Origin of the sequence: Acinetobacter sp. YH12070 (assembly GCF_013419625.1) — a bacterium.
Classification (GTDB): domain Bacteria; phylum Pseudomonadota; class Gammaproteobacteria; order Pseudomonadales; family Moraxellaceae; genus Acinetobacter; species Acinetobacter amyesii.
Map to the genome: position 1 here is coordinate 30,136 of NZ_VOZT01000023.1, position 20,269 is coordinate 50,404.

The 20,269-nt window shown below is 42.4% G+C and carries 19 protein-coding genes; 7 read left to right on the forward strand and 12 right to left on the reverse strand.

Features of this window, described 5'->3' with window-relative positions; translation table 11 throughout:
- Positions 1-101 precede the first annotated feature (101 nt).
- Positions 102-2,675 (forward strand): glycerol-3-phosphate 1-O-acyltransferase PlsB, encoded by a 2,574-nt coding sequence (plsB, locus tag FTU17_RS08790; protein WP_168379111.1) that lies wholly within the window; start codon positions 102-104, stop codon positions 2,673-2,675.
- 87 nt (positions 2,676-2,762) lie between these two features.
- On the opposite strand, the gene FTU17_RS08795 is transcribed toward plsB, so the two are convergent.
- Both FTU17_RS08795 and FTU17_RS08800 read right to left on the reverse strand, forming a co-directional pair.
- Positions 2,763-3,359: a methyltransferase domain-containing protein gene (locus tag FTU17_RS08795; RefSeq protein WP_180135126.1), complete on the reverse strand. Its 597-nt coding sequence runs from the start codon at positions 3,357-3,359 to the stop codon at positions 2,763-2,765.
- Between the two features lie 151 nt (positions 3,360-3,510).
- Positions 3,511-4,290: an NAD-dependent epimerase/dehydratase family protein gene (locus tag FTU17_RS08800; RefSeq protein WP_180135128.1), complete on the reverse strand. Its 780-nt coding sequence runs from the start codon at positions 4,288-4,290 to the stop codon at positions 3,511-3,513.
- 59 nt (positions 4,291-4,349) lie between these two features.
- Here FTU17_RS08800 and recG point away from each other — a divergent pair, with 59 nt between their 5' ends.
- Complete coding sequence (gene recG / locus FTU17_RS08805; protein ID WP_180135130.1) at positions 4,350-6,395, forward strand: ATP-dependent DNA helicase RecG; 2,046 nt, start codon at positions 4,350-4,352, stop codon at positions 6,393-6,395.
- A 142-nt stretch (positions 6,396-6,537) separates the two neighbouring features.
- Positions 6,538-7,170: a ComF family protein gene (locus FTU17_RS08810; RefSeq protein ID WP_180135132.1), complete on the forward strand. Its 633-nt coding sequence runs from the start codon at positions 6,538-6,540 to the stop codon at positions 7,168-7,170.
- A 43-nt stretch (positions 7,171-7,213) separates the two neighbouring features.
- Here FTU17_RS08810 and FTU17_RS08815 read toward each other — a convergent pair whose 3' ends face one another.
- Both FTU17_RS08815 and FTU17_RS08820 read right to left on the reverse strand, forming a co-directional pair.
- On the reverse strand, positions 7,214-7,621 hold the full coding sequence (locus tag FTU17_RS08815; protein WP_180135134.1) for an NUDIX domain-containing protein: 408 nt from the start codon (positions 7,619-7,621) through the stop codon (positions 7,214-7,216).
- Positions 7,621-8,226, reverse strand: coding sequence for a TIGR00730 family Rossman fold protein (locus tag FTU17_RS08820; protein ID WP_180135136.1), 606 nt, complete (start codon positions 8,224-8,226; stop codon positions 7,621-7,623). Before FTU17_RS08820 ends, FTU17_RS08815 begins: the two co-directional genes overlap by 1 nt.
- 155 nt (positions 8,227-8,381) lie before the next feature.
- Here FTU17_RS08820 and FTU17_RS08825 point away from each other — a divergent pair, with 155 nt between their 5' ends.
- A complete protein-coding gene (locus FTU17_RS08825) occupies positions 8,382-9,395 on the forward strand; it encodes a CorA family divalent cation transporter (RefSeq protein ID WP_078189297.1) in 1,014 nt (337 codons plus the stop codon).
- A gap of 78 nt (positions 9,396-9,473) precedes the next feature.
- On the opposite strand, the gene FTU17_RS08830 is transcribed toward FTU17_RS08825, so the two are convergent.
- The 5 genes from FTU17_RS08830 to FTU17_RS08850 are packed head-to-tail and all read right to left on the reverse strand — an operon-like array spanning position 9,474 to position 12,701.
- Complete coding sequence (locus FTU17_RS08830; protein WP_218945760.1) at positions 9,474-9,734, reverse strand: lipid asymmetry maintenance protein MlaB; 261 nt, start codon at positions 9,732-9,734, stop codon at positions 9,474-9,476.
- Between the two features lie 39 nt (positions 9,735-9,773).
- On the reverse strand, positions 9,774-10,409 hold the full coding sequence (locus tag FTU17_RS08835) for a phospholipid-binding protein MlaC (RefSeq protein WP_078189299.1): 636 nt from the start codon (positions 10,407-10,409) through the stop codon (positions 9,774-9,776).
- Between the two features lie 17 nt (positions 10,410-10,426).
- Positions 10,427-11,107: an outer membrane lipid asymmetry maintenance protein MlaD gene (locus FTU17_RS08840; RefSeq protein ID WP_078189300.1), complete on the reverse strand. Its 681-nt coding sequence runs from the start codon at positions 11,105-11,107 to the stop codon at positions 10,427-10,429.
- Complete coding sequence (gene mlaE / locus FTU17_RS08845; protein ID WP_078189301.1) at positions 11,107-11,886, reverse strand: lipid asymmetry maintenance ABC transporter permease subunit MlaE; 780 nt, start codon at positions 11,884-11,886, stop codon at positions 11,107-11,109. The genes FTU17_RS08840 and mlaE overlap by 1 nt, the downstream gene beginning before the upstream one ends.
- A complete protein-coding gene (locus tag FTU17_RS08850; protein WP_111885426.1) occupies positions 11,883-12,701 on the reverse strand; it encodes an ABC transporter ATP-binding protein in 819 nt (272 codons plus the stop codon). Before FTU17_RS08850 ends, mlaE begins: the two co-directional genes overlap by 4 nt.
- Positions 12,702-13,055: 354 nt before the next feature.
- Here FTU17_RS08850 and FTU17_RS08855 point away from each other — a divergent pair, with 354 nt between their 5' ends.
- Both FTU17_RS08855 and FTU17_RS08860 read left to right on the forward strand, forming a co-directional pair.
- Positions 13,056-13,361, forward strand: coding sequence for an IS630 transposase-related protein (locus FTU17_RS08855; protein ID WP_180135138.1), 306 nt, complete (start codon positions 13,056-13,058; stop codon positions 13,359-13,361).
- Between the two features lie 47 nt (positions 13,362-13,408).
- On the forward strand, positions 13,409-13,903 hold the full coding sequence (locus FTU17_RS08860; protein ID WP_005402039.1) for an IS630 family transposase: 495 nt from the start codon (positions 13,409-13,411) through the stop codon (positions 13,901-13,903).
- Between the two features lie 93 nt (positions 13,904-13,996).
- Here FTU17_RS08860 and FTU17_RS08865 read toward each other — a convergent pair whose 3' ends face one another.
- From FTU17_RS08865 to dxs, 3 genes are all read right to left on the reverse strand, one after another.
- Entirely contained in the window at positions 13,997-15,841 is a 1,845-nt protein-coding gene (locus tag FTU17_RS08865; RefSeq protein ID WP_180135140.1) for a DEAD/DEAH box helicase, read from the reverse strand.
- A 457-nt stretch (positions 15,842-16,298) separates the two neighbouring features.
- Positions 16,299-17,129 (reverse strand): inositol monophosphatase family protein, encoded by an 831-nt coding sequence (locus FTU17_RS08870; RefSeq protein WP_078189303.1) that lies wholly within the window; start codon positions 17,127-17,129, stop codon positions 16,299-16,301.
- A 112-nt stretch (positions 17,130-17,241) separates the two neighbouring features.
- Positions 17,242-19,152 carry a 1-deoxy-D-xylulose-5-phosphate synthase gene (gene dxs, locus FTU17_RS08875; RefSeq protein ID WP_180135142.1) on the reverse strand — a complete coding sequence of 637 codons (1,911 nt, stop codon included), beginning with the start codon at positions 19,150-19,152 and terminating at the stop codon, positions 17,242-17,244.
- A 311-nt stretch (positions 19,153-19,463) separates the two neighbouring features.
- Here dxs and ribA point away from each other — a divergent pair, with 311 nt between their 5' ends.
- Complete coding sequence (gene ribA, locus FTU17_RS08880; RefSeq protein WP_168379100.1) at positions 19,464-20,066, forward strand: GTP cyclohydrolase II; 603 nt, start codon at positions 19,464-19,466, stop codon at positions 20,064-20,066.
- Positions 20,067-20,269: the final 203 nt, after the last annotated feature.

The window sequence follows — 20,269 nt, forward strand, 5'->3', positions numbered from 1 at the left end:
TGCAATTTGTCAGAAAATGACATACAGTTTTTAAGTACAATTACGCAGAATAGATTCCCCTCAGAATCTCTGTGGTTTGGTCATGAAAAGTAGGAGTTTGTATGTCCAAGAGCGGCTTTGGTCAGATGTATCGAAAGCTTTCGAGTAAACTGCTTGACCTTGTGGTAACACCGCATGTTTTAGGTGAAGTCCCTGTAGAACCTGTAGTGACTGAAACCGATACAGATACCGGCGTACAGACAACGAAAATTACCTGCTACGTTCTGCAAAATCATTCACGGAGCAATGCTTTAATTGTCGATGGTGAAACCCGTCGTTTAAAGCTACACCCTGCACTCGACCCAATGACTGTGGGTACGCAAACAGAAAAAGCCTCTGTGGTGTTTTTACAACATCATGATGAAGACAACTTACTCAATCCACCGCCACATGCCTTTCCACCTCGTTTATTGCGTTTAATTGAGGTTTTGGAAAAAAATCCTGATGCGGATGTTGAGCTCGTTCCTGTAACCGTGCTGTGGGGTCGTGAACCCGATAAAGAAGATTCTTGGTTTAAATTATTATTTACCGATACATGGTCTACACCAAGCAAAGTGAAGCAGTTGGTCAATATTGGTTTGCACGGTCGTCAATCGTACCTCGAATTCCATGAGCCACAGTCTTTGCGTCGTTTGGTTGAATATGCCAAAACTACACATCCAAACTTGTCACCTGCGACTTATATTGTCAGCACACTGAATGATTATTTAGATGCGCAGCGTGAAGTGGTTTTGGGTCCGGATTTATCCGACCGTCGTAATGTGATGCACGGACTGATCAAATCTACGGATGTGCAAGATGCGATTCGTCGTGAAAGCATTCGCAGTAAAATCAGTATGGTTGAAGCTGAACGTCGTGCGATTGGTTATTTAAATGAAATCGTTTCTGACTATTCTGCATCAACAGTACGTTTTGCTGACTTAGCCCTGACTCGTCTGTGGACACAGCTTTATGATGGCGTCGAAGTGCATAACTTCAGTACCGTTCGTGAACTAGCCAAAGACTACGAGATCATTTACACCCCATGTCATCGTAGCCATATCGACTATTTATTATTGTCATATGTGATCTATAAACGTGGCTTAATGGTGCCGTACATTGCTGCGGGCGATAACTTAAACATGCCATTTGTCGGGCAAATTTTACGTGGCGGCGGTGCGTTCTTTATTCGTCGTTCATTCCGTGGCAATGGTCTCTACACCACCGTATTTAAAGAATACCTCTACAGTATTTTGGCGCGTAATACACCGCTTGAATACTTCATCGAAGGTGGGCGTTCACGTACTGGTCGTTTATTACCACCGAAGACCGGCATGCTCGCCATGACTGTCCATGGTCATTTACGTAATCCAGCCAAACCGATCGTGTTCTTACCGACCTATATCGGCTATGAGCGTTTAATGGAAGGTGCGACCTACGTTGGCGAAATGAATGGTAAGCCGAAAGAAGGCGAATCGATCATTGGGATTATGAAAACTCTGCGTAAGATCGAACGTATTTTCGGTAAAGTGCATTTGAACTTTGGTGAGCCGGTTTTCCTTGATGATATGTTGAAACAGCATAATGCAAGCAACATCAAAATCGAGAAAAATGACGACCCAATTCCGCCAGAAGTTTCGGATGCCATTAACAGTTCTGCACACGTGATTTTAGAAAATATTAACCGTGCAGCAGTGGTGAACCCGGTTTCATTGCTTTCACTGATTTTATTGGCGACATCTAAACATACTTTAGATGAAGAGATTTGCATTAAGCAGTTAGATACCTATCGCGATCTTTTAAATGCCTTACCTTACGATGAACGCATGCAAGTGACACCGCTATCGGGTAAAGAAATCATTGCTTATGGCTTGAAACTCAAGCTGATTAAACGTGTTAATCATGTCCTTGGCGATATTATTGCCATTGCTGATAATCAAGCGGTGCTGTTAACCTACTTCCGTAACAACATCCTGCACGCATTTATTTTGCCATCACTCATTGCCGCTTTGGTTGAACATAATGGTTCTATTCGCCGTGGTGATTTGATTAATGTCATTCGTACACTCTATCCATTCTTAAAAGCTGAGTTATTCCTCAAGTGGAATGATGAAGAGCTTAAAGATCAGATCTGTGCGTATGCAGAAGTACTGATCAAAGCCAAGCTAATTTCTGAAGATGCAGAAGGCAACCTGATCTCCCCTGCGCCTAACTCAGAGCAGCACAATCAGTTAGTGGTCTTAGCTGCACCTGTGATGCAAAGTCTTGAGCGTTACTACATGACTTTGGCTTTAATCACACAACGTGGTTCAGGCAACATCTCAACCCGTCAAGTTGAAGAACTCAGCCACTTGGTTGGTCAACGTCTATCTGTGTTGTATGAATTTAACTCGCCAGAGTTCTTTGATAAGGCCTTGTTCCAAAGCTTTATTAAAGTCTTAACGCAACAAGGTTATATCAGTACCAATGAAAACAACGCCATTGTGTTTGATGAAAATTTCCAAAATGTTGCGCAATATGCCAACCTCGTTTTGGATGATGTGACACTGCAAATGTTGCAGCACATTACGACCTTTAGTGATGAAGAGTTAAAAGAAGCACTTGATAAAGTGGCTGCTGAACAAGCTAAAAAACGTTTGAAACGTAAGAAAAAATAAACCGTTCTGATTTTTTCGCCATAAAAGCGGAAGAAGATGAGCAAAATCAGGGACAAGTTGTAAAAAGCTTGTCTCTTTTTTTTTGGACTATACAAAAGTATTTAATATTTTCTTTTTTAAAATTAAGGTATGTACATTCCAAAATTTTGGAGTTCCATTGGCTAGCGGTTTATTGCCTTTAAATTCATTGATATAAATAATATCAAAGTCCGCATCAAACAATTGTTTAAGTTCTTCCTGTTCAAAACCTATAAATTTTTCAGAAAAATTATTTACCCAGTCATCATCTTTCCCTAACAGTTGTATGAGTAAGATGCCTTGCTCACTTAAGGATTCCTGCATTTTCTTTAAAACACTTTCAAGCGAATCCGTAGAACAAAAAAATAAACTGAATAAAGCAATAATTAAACTAGCTTTAGGAAAGCTATAGTCTTCAAAGGCCTGATTAGAAAATAAAAAATTCTTATTGTCTTTAAATTTACTTAGACAGATATTTTTAGCGTCAACAGATGGATCAAATGCATATACTTTAAAATTATGACGGAGTAGAAATGATGATTCATTTCCTGCACCACAACCACAATCAATCGCGATCTTTGGTAAATTCTCAAAATAACTCAAAGCTTTTTCCAAAATCGGTCTATGGGGTAGATTCTGAGTAAGTTCAGCAAATGATTTTGTCATTATTTAATTTTTAGCCTTTGAAATCCATTCGAAAATTTGAACAATCCATGTTGTAAAATACCTATCTTATTCATTTATAGAATTTTTTTTAATACTCACAAAGCTGCACTGAAATGTATACGTCACACCAATTTTACACTACACATCACAATCAATCGTGCGCCAACTTAAAACCACTCTCCATCATCCGCGTTGCATAAAGCTTTTTCCCTGTTTCTGCTTCGCTCTCTAAAACCAATTCGGGTAAATGCATAGCTCTTTGCAATTCCAAGATTCGCTCATGCAAGGGTTGAGGTTGATTATTAGTACAAATATATGATTTTTCATGATGTTCCACGTGAAGTAGATGACACAGAAATTTTGCCAAATCATCGATATGTATTCGATTTGACCAATGGATATTGGGATAGCGATGAGTCGTTTCGGCCAGTTTCTGCATTCGTTTTGTCGATGTGCCATAAATCCCAGATGGACGTACAATCACGCATTCGGTAGGAAATGCTTGTGAGTAGCGATGCTCCATTTCGCGTAACAACATCCCCTGCTCATCGATCGGTTGTGGCACAGTGTCATCATCAATGCGCTCCCCCGCATGCTCACCATAGACACGAGTGGACGACACCACGATTAAACGTTGTATTGGATGATGTGCTAATGCTTGAACAATTGGCTGTACAGAATCGACATAAGTGTGTCGGTAAACATCCACAGCATTGAATTGAGCATGGCGTGCAGGAGCCAAAAGAACATAGACAGCATCAATCGGTTGAACCTGCGACAAATCCAGTTGGTGAATATCTTGGATTAAATGTTCTGCAAAATCATCCTCTTTCGCACTACGACTCACTGTGGTAATTTGGTGACCTTGCTGAAATAATTGTTTAGCAACACGTTGCGATGTTTTACCATAACCGATAAATAGAATATGCATCAAACGACCTATTCTCAGAACTGATCCATTTAGATCATATAAACCGAAGTTGAGGGGACATGGCTGCCGTCCATCAATTGCAAGGGGTTGGCAATGCCGCCGCTGCTTTACTTGAAAAACTAAATATTTTCACGACAGATGATCTTTTGTTTCATCTGCCACGCGACTATGAAGATCGTAGCACGATCATCCCCATGAACCAATTGACCGTGGGTCGAAGTTATTTACTGGAAGGTACAGTCAAAAGTATCGACTTTCCACCCGGAAAGCGTAAATCGATGGCCGCCCTACTGGATGACGACTGTGGCAAAGTTACTTTACGTTTTTACCATATCTACAAAGGCATTACTGATCGGGTAAAACCGGGCAATCGTTTACGGATTTTTGGTGAAGTCCGTGTTGGTGCTCGTGGCTTAGAAATGTATCATCCTGAACTACAGGTGATTACTGAACACACGCCTTTACCACAAACCCAACTCACTGCGATTTACCCTGCAACCGAAGGCTTAACACAGCCCAAACTACGTGAATACGTCAAACAAGCACTACAGTTATATAGTGATGACTTACCTGAATTACTGCCAGAAAAATTCACCAATGGCTATGCACTAAAACAGGCTTTGGACTATATTCATCATCCCCCTGTCGATGCCAATATGTTGCAACTGAGCCAAGGTTCTCATCCTGCACAGCAACGTTTAATTTTCGAAGAATTGGTTGCCCATCAGGTCAGTTTGCTCAGCCGCCGTGCTTATATTCAACAAATCGAAGCACCGTCATTCTCTACAAGTAAGAACTTCACCAAACAACTTTTAAGTACACTACCGTTTGAAATGACCGGCGCACAAAAACGCGTGTCCAAAGAAATTGCGGTCGATCTGAAAAAGAACAAACCTATGCTGCGACTCGTACAAGGCGATGTAGGTGCAGGTAAAACCTTGGTTGCAGGCGTTGCAGCCTGTCATGCGCTTGAGGAAGGTTGGCAAGTGGCCATGATGGCGCCGACAGAAATTTTGGCCGAACAACATTATCTAAATTTCAAAAAATGGTTTGAGCCTATGGGACTGACCGTGTCTTGGCTTTCCGGTAAACAAAAAGGTAAGGCTCGAGCTGCGGCAGAACAAAGTATTCAAGATGGTTCAGCCAATTTAGTGGTCGGCACGCATGCTTTATTTCAGGACAATGTTCAATTTGCCAAATTGGGTTTAGTGATTATTGATGAACAACACCGTTTTGGTGTCGATCAGCGTTTGGCGCTACGAAACAAAGGTCTCAATGGCATGACACCGCATCAACTGGTGATGACAGCAACCCCTATTCCTCGTACCTTGGCTATGTCGGCTTATGGCGATTTAGATACCTCCGTCATTGATGAACTGCCACCCGGTCGTACACCGATTCAAACAGTCACTATTCCACTTGACCGTCGTGAAGAAGTGCTACAGCGGATTGCCAGCAATTGTGCTGAAGCTAAACAAGCCTATTGGGTCTGTACCTTAGTTGAACAATCAGAAACTTTAGATGCTCAGGCCGCTGAAGCGACTTTTAATGAAATTAAAGAACGCTTTCCAGACCTCAATATTGGTCTTGTTCACGGCAAAATGAAGGCCTATGAAAAACAAGCAGTGATGCAGCAATTTAAAAATAATGAATTGCAATTACTGATTGCAACCACAGTGATTGAAGTTGGTGTTGACGTCCCGAATGCCTCAATCATGGTAATTGAAAATGCAGAGCGTTTAGGGCTTTCACAATTGCATCAGCTACGTGGTCGTGTAGGACGTGGTGCCAAAGCCAGTTTCTGTGCCTTGCTGTATAAAAATCCCTTATCGCAAAATGGGCAAGAGCGTTTACGCATCATGCGCGAGACCAATGATGGCTTTATCATTGCTGAAAAAGATTTGGAAATTCGCGGCCCCGGTGAGCTCCTCGGCACTAAACAAACGGGAGATATGGGCTTTCGTGTAGCAAAATTAGAGCGAGATGATCATTTACTCAATCAGGCCCACTATGTGGCTCAACAAGTCCTGAACGATTATCCTGCACAGGCTCAAGCGCTTTTAAAACGATGGCTGCCTGAAGCTCCTCGGTACGCCTATGTATAAAATTAGGATGATGGATCGATTATCCTAAAAATGCAGATTGGCTTTAACCAGTAAGCTTGTCGAACAGGTTGCTGTGGTGTCGTGATTGCACTTCACCACAAACTGTGCAAAATACTCAAAAAAGAATGATTAGAATAAAAGCATGCTCCAATCCATCCAACATTTCATCCAAAAAGGAATGCAGAGCGTTTCCCCTTGCCTGCTCTGTGGTATCGATCGACAACGACATCATTCGCTTTGTACCGACTGCTGGGCACAACTACCATGGTTTAAACAAATTGTTGATCGCCATGAACACTGCATCTCTTGTGCCTTTCACTATGATTTCCCAATAGATCGCATCATTCAAAGCTATAAGTATGAGCAACAATTGCACTATCAAAATTTACTAGCACAGAGCCTTTTAAGTTTGCGCATAGCTCGAGTTCAGGCCATTGTTCCCATGCCTATTTCAGTTGAACGCCTTAAGGACCGTGGATACAACCAAATGCTTCTCGTTGCACACATGATGGCAAAGCAATTGCGCATCCCTGTTTGGCAACCAGTGATTCGTCAAGCACAGCACGCTCAAAAAGGTTTAAGTCGGCTAGAACGCCTAGAAAATATCGAACAGCAATTTATTATCGACCCAACTGAAAAACACCGTTTCCGTAAAGTCCTCATTATCGATGATGTGGTGACCACGGGGAGTTCAATCCATGCATTAAGTACGCTGTTACATCAGCTACATTGCACGCAGGTATATGCCGCATGCATTGCTGCGGCACAGCCTTAGTTTCAAACATCAACCTCTAAAGAAAATGAACAAGCGAAGCAGTTTAGCTTTCAGCAAGAGATCGCGCCTGCTGCTTCACCCAAGGAATCACCACCTCACGTGTTAAAGGTGCGAGTTTTGTTTGTGTATCATCTAAGCTGACCCATTGCATCGCTGCAATTTCCGCATCAATTTCCGGCTCACCTCGCAACTGGACCAGATAGACATAACTCACCAGTAGATGATCTGCTTCGTTCGCAGCGGCCGTTTCAAAACGACCAATGAATTGCTCAATCTGCGCAGCGCAGCCTATTTCTTCCTGAATTTCACGCAGCATGGTGATTTCAGGGGCTTCATTGGGTTCCAACTTGCCACCCACTTGCATAAAGAATGCCGTGTGTTTTTTACGAACCACTAAAAGTTCATGCTGTTCATTTAGAATAATTGCTGCAGCAACAGTAATAGTTTTCATCAATCTTGTTCCAAATCCGCGATAAAGGCTGTACGTTCAACCATGCCCCATTTCGGCTCTGGCGCAGTGAAATGTTGAAACTTCTCAACAATCGTTTCAATATTATCTTCTGCAATTAAGCCTTCGATAAAACGCGGATGGGTAAAGCCTTTTTCTGCGGTAGTTTTCAGAAAATTCAATAAATCGTCATAAAAACCATCTACATTGAGAAAGGCACATGGCTTTAAATGAATGCCCAATTGAGCCCACGTCCACTGCTCAAAAATTTCCTCTAAAGTCCCTGCTCCACCTGGAATCGCCACAAAACCATCCGAGAGTTCAGACATTTTAGTTTTCCGTTGTTGCATATTTTCTACCACATGCAATTCGGTTAAATCTGGATGTGCCAATTCTTTATCGACCAAGACTTTTGGAATCACCCCAATGACTTGCCCACCTGCACGCAAAGCACTATCTGCCACAATACCCATCAAACCTGAACGACCACCACCATAGACCAGTGTGATGCCTTGTGCCGCCAAATGACGACCGACTTTTTCAGCCACCTGTAAATAGGCTGGATTGTTACCAAGGGCGGAACCACAGAAAATTGCGATAGATTTCATTTATAATCCCCATCAGATCAGGAACGCTATGCTGGAAAAATCAACTTTAAACAGATTTTTTCATAAAATAAGCATTAGAACAGTGTTTTTCAGCAAATCCTTGTCTAAAATACACCCATTCATTTTTAACTTACTGCGCAAGGGGAAAAGACAACATGCTTGAAGCCTTTTACGCCACAGAGCGCGGTAGCCTGGAAGATGTCACCATCAATGGTGACTTCGATTTACATCAGGATTTAGTCTGGCTCGATCTCATTGCCCCGTCTCAGGAAGAGCAGCAATGGATTATGGATGCCTATGATCAAAATTTACCTACATTAAAATCATTAGAAGATATTTCGTCGAGTGCACGATTTTACCGTGATGACGACGGTATTTTGCACATCAGCACCTATTTTTTAACGAAAAATAAAAATTTTCAGGTCGATGGCGAACCCGAAGAAAATGCCAGCACCTTAGCTACCGTACAAACGGTTGCCTTTATTTTGCATAAAGAACGCTTATTCACTTTACGGGGTGAAAAGCTGGTAGCTTTCCGTGCCTTTCGTGCGCGCGCGCGTCGCAATGATTATGAAATTGACTATAAAGATCCAACTTGGATTTTATTGGGTCTTTTAGAAGCCAAACTCGATGAGCTTGCGGATATCTTGGAAGATATCCACAAGGACTTAGAAAAGTATTCCACAGAAGTGCTGAATAACCGTCATCGTGAGATGATTTTAGACTTAGATGACATGATTACCCGACTTGCACATTTAGAAGATATGCTCGGGAAAGCTCAACTGTGTCTGATCGACTTACGTCGTGTTCTTACCTTCCTGTCACGTCCTCGTGCCTTGGGCAGCCATATTTATGATGCCGACATCCGAGAACTCAGTGAAGACGTACGCTCTCTTGTTGAGCATGATGCCTTCTTGTTCCAAAAGGTTCGATTCTTACTGGATACCACCTCAGGGTTCATTAACACCGAACAGAATGATACGATTCGTCGATTCTCGATTTTACCAAGTATGCTTGCGCCACCGATGTTAGTGGCTAGCGTCTATGGGATGAACACCGATGTACTGCCATTCGCACATGGTACAACCAGTTTTATCGTGGTCAGCTTAATCATCGTGGCATTCTTTATTGGCCCATTGATGTACTTCCGTTGGAAGAAATGGATTTAATCCTTTCCTATTGCGTAGACTTGCGAGAGTTTCTTGTCCCGCTGAAATAAAAAAAGCACCTTATGGTGCTTTTTTTAATTAGATCAACTGCAAGTCATGCTCAAGATGACAGGCTTGAATAATCTTCATCATTTTTTCAGGGACTGCTTTAAACTGCAAACCTTGCGCTTTTGGCGTTTGACGTAACCAACGAACCAAAACAGCTAAAGCTAAAGTACTGCCATGCTCAAGCTCAGCAAGATTGACCACTAAGGGAAAAGCTTGCTGTTGTTGAATCAACTTCAAGCCGTCTTGATAGTACAATTCGGCATTGTTGTAATCAATTTTGCCTGAAACCATCAATTCTTGTTGATGAAGTTTAATCACACATCACCTATCTTATTTTTTCTTGTCCAATGCTGCGTCAGCATCAGGTTTGAAGTTCGCAATTGCTTTATCAATGTTACCGCCATTACGTTTTACAGTCGCCGCAAACTGATTACGGAATTGTAAGCCTAGGTCGATACCCGAAACGTTGATATTACGGATTTTCCATTGTGAACCTTTATCCGCCAACTGGAAAGAGACTGGAATTTTTTCACCGTTGTTATGGAAATCAATCGTTACAACAGGGTTCTTACTGTTCGACGCTTTATATGGACGCATGCTATACGTTTGGTTACTAAACTTGGCAAAAGCTGAACCATAGTTTTCGATCAGCGTTGCACGGAAGTTACGTTCAAACTGCGCACGTTGAGCCGCTGAGCTGTATTGATTCGTTGCATACGTACCCATCACGATACGTGTGAACGCTTGTGAATCGATATACGGGTCTAAGTTTTGACGAACAATCGTTTTCACAGCTGCAGGGTTATTTTGTAGTTTTGCGTGATCTGCTTTTAAACGTGTAATGAGGCCATCAGCCACTTTTTTTACAAATGCAGGTGGTGCTTCGCTTGGAGCAGCAAAAGCTGTACCTGCCATCATAGTTGATAAGATACTTGCTGTAAGCGTATGTTTTAACAATGTGTTCACTTAATTTCTCCTAAAAATTATTCAACAAATGCAGGTTCTTCTGCCGTTGTTGTGTCAGCAGCTTCTGTTTTTTGTTCAGCTTCTGCCGTGCTGTCAGATTTGTTCCCTGCACCACCGGTCACAAATTTAGACACCAAATCTTCGATTTCCATCGTACCTTGGGTATTACCAATTTGGTCACCACGTTTTAAGAAGTTGACACCACCACCCGGTACAATTTTCAAATATTTCTCGCCCAACAAACCATTGGTTGCCACCATAATGTAAGCATCTTCATCGATATTGGTGATGGATTTCATGTTAGCAATCAGTTGCTGTTCCATTTCTTTTTGTTTCGCAGGTGTTGCTGCTTCATAGTCTGATGTGTAACGCAGCTCTTCGAGTGCATTCTTTTGCACTTCTTTTAATTGTTCTGCGTTATAAGAGGTTAATGAGCCATCCATAATCAGATGTGCTGTCACTAAACGCGTCACAGGATCGAGTTTCAACGATTCCACTTGACCGACTTTGACACCACTTAAGGTGACTTTGGCACGGGGTTTAATCCCGTTTACATTTTCAAATGTCGCGGTCAATTCATAACTGTCTTCGATGTTATTGCCGACCAAACCACTCACACGCATCGCCAAGAAGAAAATAGCGATAGCAAAAAGAATGACAAAAAAACCGACGGCCAGTTCACTCGTACGTGATTTCATTAAATACCTCCGAACATGACCGCAGTCAACACGAAATCTGATCCTAAAACACACAACGAAGAATACACGACTGTACGTGTGGTCGACGTTGCAATACCTTCTGAAGTTGGGACACAGGCATAACCCTGATAGACCGCAATCCAAGTACAAATTAATGCAAAAACAAAACTTTTGATGATGGTGCCATTAAAGACGTCTTTAAAGAATTGCACACTGTTCTCGATGCCACTCCAATAAGAGCCTTCATCTGCACCTAAAAAATCAACACCCACCAATTTACCGCCCATGATGCCGACCGCAGCGAAAATCACCGACAACATTGGCAAGCTAAAAATACCAGCCCAAAGTCGAGGCGAGATCACTCGTTTTAATGGATCGACCCCGATCATTTCCATACTCGACAACTGCTCAGTGGCTTTCATCAAACCAATTTCAGCCGTCAAAGCAGAACCTGCACGACCTGCAAAGAGTAAAGCCGCAACCACAGGTGCAAGTTCACGCAGTAAAGTCAGTGCAACGGCTGTGCCGAGCATCGCTTCACTACCAAAGGTCGACAGAATGCTATACATCTGCAAACCCAGTACCGAGCCAATAAATAAGCCAGATACCACAATAATCAGTAATGAAAGCACACCAACACGGTACATCTGATAAATAAACAATTTCACGCCAAGTAAAGTCGGCATGGAAAAAAGAATCTGCAGCAACATAATGGTTGCTACGCCGATTCCTCGAACACGTTCAATGACGCGTCTACCTAATGCGGCAATAGCATTCATGAACGAACCTCATGATTTAAATAGGGCTGATGACTGAATTGATAATCGACCGGACCTTCTACCGAACCCGTCAAGAACTGCTTCACAAAAGGCGAAGCATGTGCTTTTAACTGCTCAGGTGTTCCCTCGCCCTGCACTTTCCCTTCAGCCACCACATAGATGTAATCTGCAATTGATAAGGTTTCAGCTACATCATGCGAGACAATAATAGTGGTTAAATCTAAAGCTTCACGTAGCGAACGAATCAAGCGGGTTAAAACCCCCATCACAATCGGGTCCTGCCCTGCAAAGGGTTCGTCATACATGATCAGCTCAGGATCGAGTGCAATTGCACGGGCCAAAGCCACACGACGATTCATACCACCTGAAAGTTCAGAAGGCATCATTTGTTCTGCACCGCGTAAACCAACAGACTCTAATTTCAACGCAACAATTTCAGCGATCAAATGCTCTGGCAACTTGGTATGCGCACGAATGGGAAAGGCTACGTTTTCGTATACCGACATATCGGTAAATAATGCGCCGCTCTGAAACAACATCCCCATACGCGCACGCGCAGCGAAGAGCTCCTGACGTGACATCTGTGCAATGTCCTGCCCATCAAGCAACACTTCTCCATTATCGGGAGTCAATTGACCACCAATTAAACGGAGTAAAGTCGTTTTACCTGTACCAGATGGACCCATAATTGCAGTGATCTGACCACGACGAATTTTTAAACTGACATTGTCATAAATGACGCGCTCTCCTCGCTTAAAACTCAGGTTTTTCACTTCGATCAGTGCCTGAGTCTGAGAAGACGTTTGATTATTCATAGCTGAGGATTTTCCTGCATTTTTTTCAGCATGCATACTATAAAGGATTGAAGTTTAAAATGTTACCATTGCATGAGCGCATATCCCTGCATTCCATCAGGTAAATTGTTTTTTATTATTAATGCGATTTTATAAAGGGTGTTTTCAACCCAATAGAAGAATTTAGTTAAAATAATTGTATATATAGTAAACGATATTACACAATAAGAGTGTCAAACCGATATAAGGCATAAGTACCTCGATCATCACTGTACGCATATTTGCCAACGCGTTTCCGTTCATATTAATTATCATTAAACACATAAAGTTTGATCAAGTATAGTCAAATCATTATAAAACCAATACAATGGTGCAATGAGTTATTCAGAACATTTTAGACGTAAAATTTTAGCTAAGCTTGAGGAAGGTTATTCTATTCGAGCGGTAGCTGCACAATTTGAAATTAATAAAAATACCATTGTTGAATGGAAGAAACGTATAGAGATTAAAAAAACTCGTGTACGTAAACCTTCTAAAATTAACGATGATGCTTTACGTGCAGATGTTGAAAAGTATCCTGATGCTTATCAATATGAACGTGCTGCACGTTTTAATTGTGGTGTTTCATCTATTGGTGCTGCATTAAAGCGCTTAAATATTACAGTTAAAAAAAGACGTTAAGCCATCCTAAAGCAGATACAAAGCTTAGGGATAAATTTATTCAGCAAGTGAATGAATTAGAAAAAAACCACCCGATTATTTATCTGGATGAAAGTGGTTTTAAGTCACATGATTACAGACCTCATGGCTACTCACGAAAAGGAGTACCCTGTCTAGGGCAATATAATTGGCAATTAAAGAATCAGACCAATGCCATTGGAGCAATCCATAAAGGGTATTTATTTTCAGTCGGTTTATTTGACTGCAAAATCAATTCAGATGTTTTTCATTTTTGGATTGAGCAATTCCTCATACCAGCATTACCAGAAAATAGTGTAGTGGTTATGGATAATGCAGCATTTCATAAAAGAGCAGATATTCAGGAGTTATTGGAACAACAAGGGCATAAAATTCTTTGGCTTCCTGCATACAGCCCTGATTTAAATCCTATAGAACAGATGTGGGCATGGGTTAAACGTAAGCGTAAAGAATGGTTGATCGACTCAGTCGATGAGTTATTTCAAGTTTTTTTCGAATCCTGTATGAATAATAAAGTAGTTTGACTATATACATTTTTCTGATTAAAAAGCTAATTTAAATCCATAAAAAAAACCGGTGTTTCCACCGGTTTTTTCGATATTTCTTTCGAAATTCAATTAGTCATTGAATTTACGACGTGGACGATCTTCACCGAAAGTGCGTTCGCCACGTGGTTTATCATCACCGAAACGTTTTGGACGGTCATCGCCGAAACGTTTTGGACGATCTTCACCAAATGAACGTTGAGGACGGTCACCGTTGAATTCACGACGTGGACGATCTTCACCAAATGAACGTTTTGGACGATCGCCATAACCTTCACGAGCTGGTTTGTAATCTACACGGTTACCACGGTTGTCATCGTTAGAACGACGGTCAAAACCACCTTCACGACGTGGACGATCGCTGTTAAATTCGCGACGTGGACGATCTTCAAAACCGCCTTCACGACGTGGACGATCGTTGTTAAATTCGCGACGTGGACGATCTTCGAAACCGCCTTCACGACGCGGACGATCGTTGTTAAATTCGCGACGTGGACGATCTTCGAAACCGCCTTCACGACGTGGACGATCATTGTTGTATTCGCGACGTGGACGATCTTCGCCACCAAATGATGGACGCTCACCACGAGGTTTATCATCATAGCTACGACGTGGACGATCATCACCGCCTTCACGACGTTTGAAGTTTGATTCACCTTCAAAACGGCGACCGCCACCGAAACCACCTCGACCACCTCGACCGCCATCACGACGACCACGACCGCCATCACGGCTACCGCGTGCAGGAGGTGGAGATGGCTCAAGACCTTCAATTTCAGATACATTTAAACGTGCATCTAAGAAGTCTTCTAAAGCACGGATTTTACCGCGTTCACGGTAAGTCGCTAAAGTAATCGCGTTACCAGTACGACCCGCACGACCTGTACGACCGATACGGTGTACATAGTCTTCGTTCTTCATTGGAAGACCGAAGTTAATTACGTGAGAAATTGTTGGTACGTCTAGACCACGTGCAGCAACGTCAGTCGCAACTAAGATTTTTGCACGGCCTTCACGAATGCTACGTAAACGACGGTTACGCACAGTTTGTGGCATAGCACCGTGAAGTGCTACAACAGAGTGACCTGCTTCAGCAAGTTCTTCAGCCAACATATCTGTATCTTCTTGAGTAGATGCGAATACAACCGCTTGATCTACAGACTCATCAGATAACCAGTGAGTAAGAAGTTTTTTCTTGTGTTCGAAACCGTCAGTCCAGTGAAGTGTCTGAGTAATATCAGTATTTGTAGAGTGACCAGTTTCAATCGCAATACGCTGTGGATCATTCATCATGCGTTCTGCAAGTGTAATGATACGCGGCGCAAATGTTGCAGAGAACATTAATGTTTGTTTACGGTTAGCAGCCAAGTCGCTGATCGCTTCTAGGTCTTCAGAGAAACCTAAGTCAAGCATACGGTCAGCTTCGTCAACGATTAACGCATCAACGTTGTCTAATTTAATTTGACGACGGTTAACAAGGTCAAGTAAACGACCTGGAGTCGCTACGACAACTTGTGCACCTTTAAGCTGTTGGATTTGTTTACCGAAAGGCATACCACCCATGATTGCAGCAATACGAACACCTTTCATGTGGCGTACTAAAGCAATTGCGTCTTGGCTTACCTGTTGAGCCAATTCACGAGTAGGACAAAGTACAAGAATAGAAGGTGCAGTAACCGCTTTCATGCGATCTTTGAAAGACATCAATGTGTCTTGACCAGCTAATGCATTCACAGTTGGGAGTAAGAATGCAGCAGTTTTACCAGAACCTGTTTGGCTTGATACAAGAAGGTCTTTACCATCCAATGCAGCTGGAATTGATTGTTCTTGCACTGGAGTCGGAGTTGTAAAACCTAGACCTTGTAATGCTAGTTGTAAAGATTCATGTAAAGGAAAATCAGCAAAAGTTTTGCTCATAGAGTATTTCACCCCAAAAGTGGGTGCTCCATTAAAAATATAAATTCAGATGGACATCGGCAAAAAGCGGCACAGCAAAAGACGCTGAAAATATAGAATCAGCGGCGATCCGAGAACGACGATGCGTATAACGCACACATGATTACAGCCGCAACCTGAAGGAATCGCTTAGCGATTGGGTGGGGCGCGAAATATCGTCCTCTCTTTGGACCGGAACGCGCATACACAATGATAGAAGAGAATGTTCAGGTAATGAACGAAATTTAGTGCGTGCGGGGATTATAGCAGAAAGTTTTTAAATGTCACCTGTTTTAGTCAACTTCAGAATATTTTTTGTAAGAAGCTTTAAATTATAGGTGTTTAAGTTATTATTTTTGACCGATTAGACAAAAATAAAGCCCTCATAAAGAGGGCTTTATTTCATTATTCTGTCAATAAACTCGAACTATGCGTTCTATTATTTAGCAGCTTCACCCCAAGCTGGAACTACAGCTTGCATAAGCGGTTTAAGCATTTTCATAGAACATGCAAGTACTTGACCATTGTCCATTGAGTCGTTACCACCACGAGCATCAACCACAGTACCACCCGCTTCTTTCACAATAAGTTCACCCGCAGCGATATCCCATGGTTTCAAACCTAGTTCGAAATAACCATCGAAACGACCAGCAGCAACATATGCTAGATCAAGAGCAGCAGAACCTGAACGACGGTATTGAGCACCGGCTTCAGTCACATTTAACAATGAGTTGAAATGGTTTTTCGCATAAGAAACCACTTCGCCATTACGAATTTTACGATACGCATGACCCACTGAAAGGAAAGTATTTTCTAAGCTGTCTTTTACATTTACACGAATACGGCGTTGGTTCATCATCGCACCGCGACCACGGCTTGCAGAGAACAACTCATCTTTCACAGGGTCATAAATAACACCGTGTTGAGTTACACCTTTATGTTGAACTGCGATAGAGATACAGAAATGTGGAACACCATTAACGAAGTTTAATGTGCCATCAAGTGGGTCGATGATCCAACACCAATCAGCGTCGTGACCTTTGCCTTCTTGAAGACCGAACTCTTCGCCTAGGAAACTGTGATTTTTATAGCTTTTACGTAGGGTATCGATAGTCAATTGTTCCAAATAACGGTCTACACGCGTTACTGGACCATCAATTCCTTTTTCTTCGACTTGTAGATCGAGTTTATGACGATTTTGATGCGCTTTTAAAAGCTCTTGACCAACTAATTGAGCCGCACGCGCAGCCATAACCACCATAGGTTCCATTGAACACCCACTACAAATTTGAAGATACTGATAAAGAATAATGCATAAAAGCCCTTATATCTTATCAAATATAAGGGCTTTTAGGGAAAAAATGTTTCTAAAAATTAGAAAATCAACAAACCACAGTTTGCTTATGTTTTAGCCAGCTTAGTGTCACAGAAGCGCTAATGCCTTCAGCATCCAGTCCAGCCTGATGCAACATTTGAGCATGTGTTGCTTGATGCATGAACTCGTCAGCCAAACCTAAATTCAGCACAGGCTTAACCACGCCGGCTTGGGCTAAATATTCATTTACTGCACTGCCCGCACCCGCCATGACGGCATGCTCTTCAACTGTCACAAACAGTTGCGTGCTTGCCGCGATTTGATCGATCAACTGTGTATCTAAGGGTTTCACGAAGCGCATATTAATCACACGCACAGCCACATCTAGCTTTGTCGCTAAAGCCTGTCCTGCCTCTAGTGCCGCTTGAACACGGCTACCAAATGCCAATATAGAAATGGTGTCATCTTGCTGATCATTGAAGTTTGCAAGAATTTCACCACGGCCAATTTCAAGCTCAGTCATCTCTTGCTGAATCTCAACACCCAATCCATTACCACGTGGGTAACGTACCGCCGCTGGGCCTTTATACAAATAAGCCGTATGCAACATTTGACGACATTCATTTTCGTCTTTCGGCGCCATGATCACCATGTTTGGCACGGTACGCATAAAAGCATAATCATATGCACCCGCATGCGTTGGACCATCTTCACCAACCAAGCCTGCACGGTCGATGCCAAATGTCACATCAAGATTTTGCAAAGCGACGTCATGAATCAGTTGGTCATAACCACGTTGCAAGAAGGTTGAATAGATTGCAACAACCGGTTTCACTCCTTCACAGGCCATACCTGCTGCCAAAGTCACCGCATGTTGTTCTGCAATGGCAACATCAAAGAAGCGCTCAGGGAACTGCTTGGCAAATTGCACCATGCCTGAGCCTTCACACATCGCTGGAGTAATCGCTAATAAACGTTCATCCTGTGCTGCTTCATCACATAACCACTGACCAAAAACATCTGAATATTTCGGTGCAGTTGCCACTGCAGCAGGTGCATTCACTTTACTGATGGCATGGTATTTGATTTGATCTGCTTCGGCAGGTGCAAAGCCTTTACCTTTTTTGGTATAGACATGCACTAAACGTGGGCCTTTGCGTTTTTTTAAGGCTTCAAACACATGAGTCAATTGTTCAACATCGTGCCCATCAAAAGGACCAAAGTAGTCAAAACCAATGGCTTTAAATAAGTTATCTGCAGCATCGGTCGCAGCACAATGTAAACGTGAGTTATACGCCCATTCAGGATGCGGTTGAATATAGGCTTCTCCATTTTCCGAAATATTAACCGATTGACCACTTTCCCAAATCGCAGCCAAATGTTTGGCAAAACCACCGGTACTGCATGAGATCGACATATCGTTGTCGTTCAATACCACCATGAGGTCAGCATTGTGTGCCACCGCATCGTTCATTGCTTCAAAAGCCATGCCCGCTGTCATCGCGCCATCACCCACGATTGCAACCACATGACAGGGATCTTGCTTGAAACGACGTGCCAATGACATCCCAAGACCAGCAGAAATCGCTGTTGATGAATGGCCTACGCCAAAGGTATCAAATTCAGATTCTTCACGGGCAGGAAAAGCAGCTAAACCATCTTTGGCACGAATCGTCACTAATTGTTCACGACGACCGGTTAAGGCTTTATGCGGATAGGCTTGATGACCCACATCCCAAATCAGACGATCACGTGGCGTATCAAAACAGTAATGTAATGCCACGGTTAATTCGATCACCCCAAGATTGGCACCAAAATGCCCACCACTTTGTCCGGCCGCATACAAAATAAATTGACGTAACTCATCCGCCACTTGCTCTAATTGGCTGCGCTCGAGTAAACGAAGTTGTTGAGGATGGTTAATCGTATCCAGCAACGGTGTTACAGGGCGTTGAGATGGTATTTCTTTATACAGCATAATGTGGCAAAGCCTTCTAAAGCCTGGCAAATTCCTAAGCTCGGTCTAAATGGGTAACTCGATCATATCGTCGAATTGTATCACCTTACAATCAGCCAAACTTGTAGCGATGTAATTTTTAGCAATGATCTCGTTGGGGAGATTTTGAATGAGTCAGATTATCCTGAATAATCTTCCTATTTATCAACTATTATCGTTCGCTTTATACAAAAAAGAAAATGTTCTGCATAAATTCGTCGTTGCAATTCTACCAATGTCCAAGCATTACGCTATACTTTAGCCAATTTATAATCGAATAAACGGGTTAAGCAGTGCCTATAGAATTTGTCGCAACGTCAAGATTACCGACCGCTTTTGGTGAATTCAATATTACGGTTTTTCAGGATCCTGAAACCGGTGAAGAACATGTCGCACTCTCTAAAGGACTAGAACAAGCTCCCACTGAACCTGTGTTAGTACGTATCCACTCCGAATGCCTGACTGGTGATGCCTTCGCTTCACTCAAATGTGACTGTGGCCCACAACTTCAAGCCACCCAAAAATTAATTAATGAAGCGGGTCAAGGGGTGATTTTATATTTACGCCAAGAAGGTCGCGGTATTGGTTTAACCAATAAAATCCGTGCCTATGCCCTACAAGACCAAGGCCATGACACAGTGGATGCCAATTTATTATTGGATCTTCCTGCCGATGCACGTCGTTATGATATGTGTCCTATCATGTTGAATCATCTCAACATTACTGCAGTGCGTCTAATTACCAATAACCCATTAAAAATTGAAGCGCTCCAAGAGCAAGGGGTGAATGTCGTTGATCGTGTTCCGCTTACTGTGGGTTTAAATCCATTCAACGAACAATATTTAAAAACCAAACATGATCGTATGTCGCATATGTATCAAAAGGATGATTTTTAAAAATCCTTTAAATTTCCCATAAATTAATCCCTCCAAACCTCCCTTTACAAAAGGGAGGCTTCCCCCTCTTTATTAACATAGGTATCTACACAAATCCCAAGTTTTGGGTTAAATTGAAGAGCATGCTCTTCAATTTAATATCTCCCATCTTGATACACGTCTCGTCAGACGATACAACGCCCTCGTAAAGCTTAATATGAATC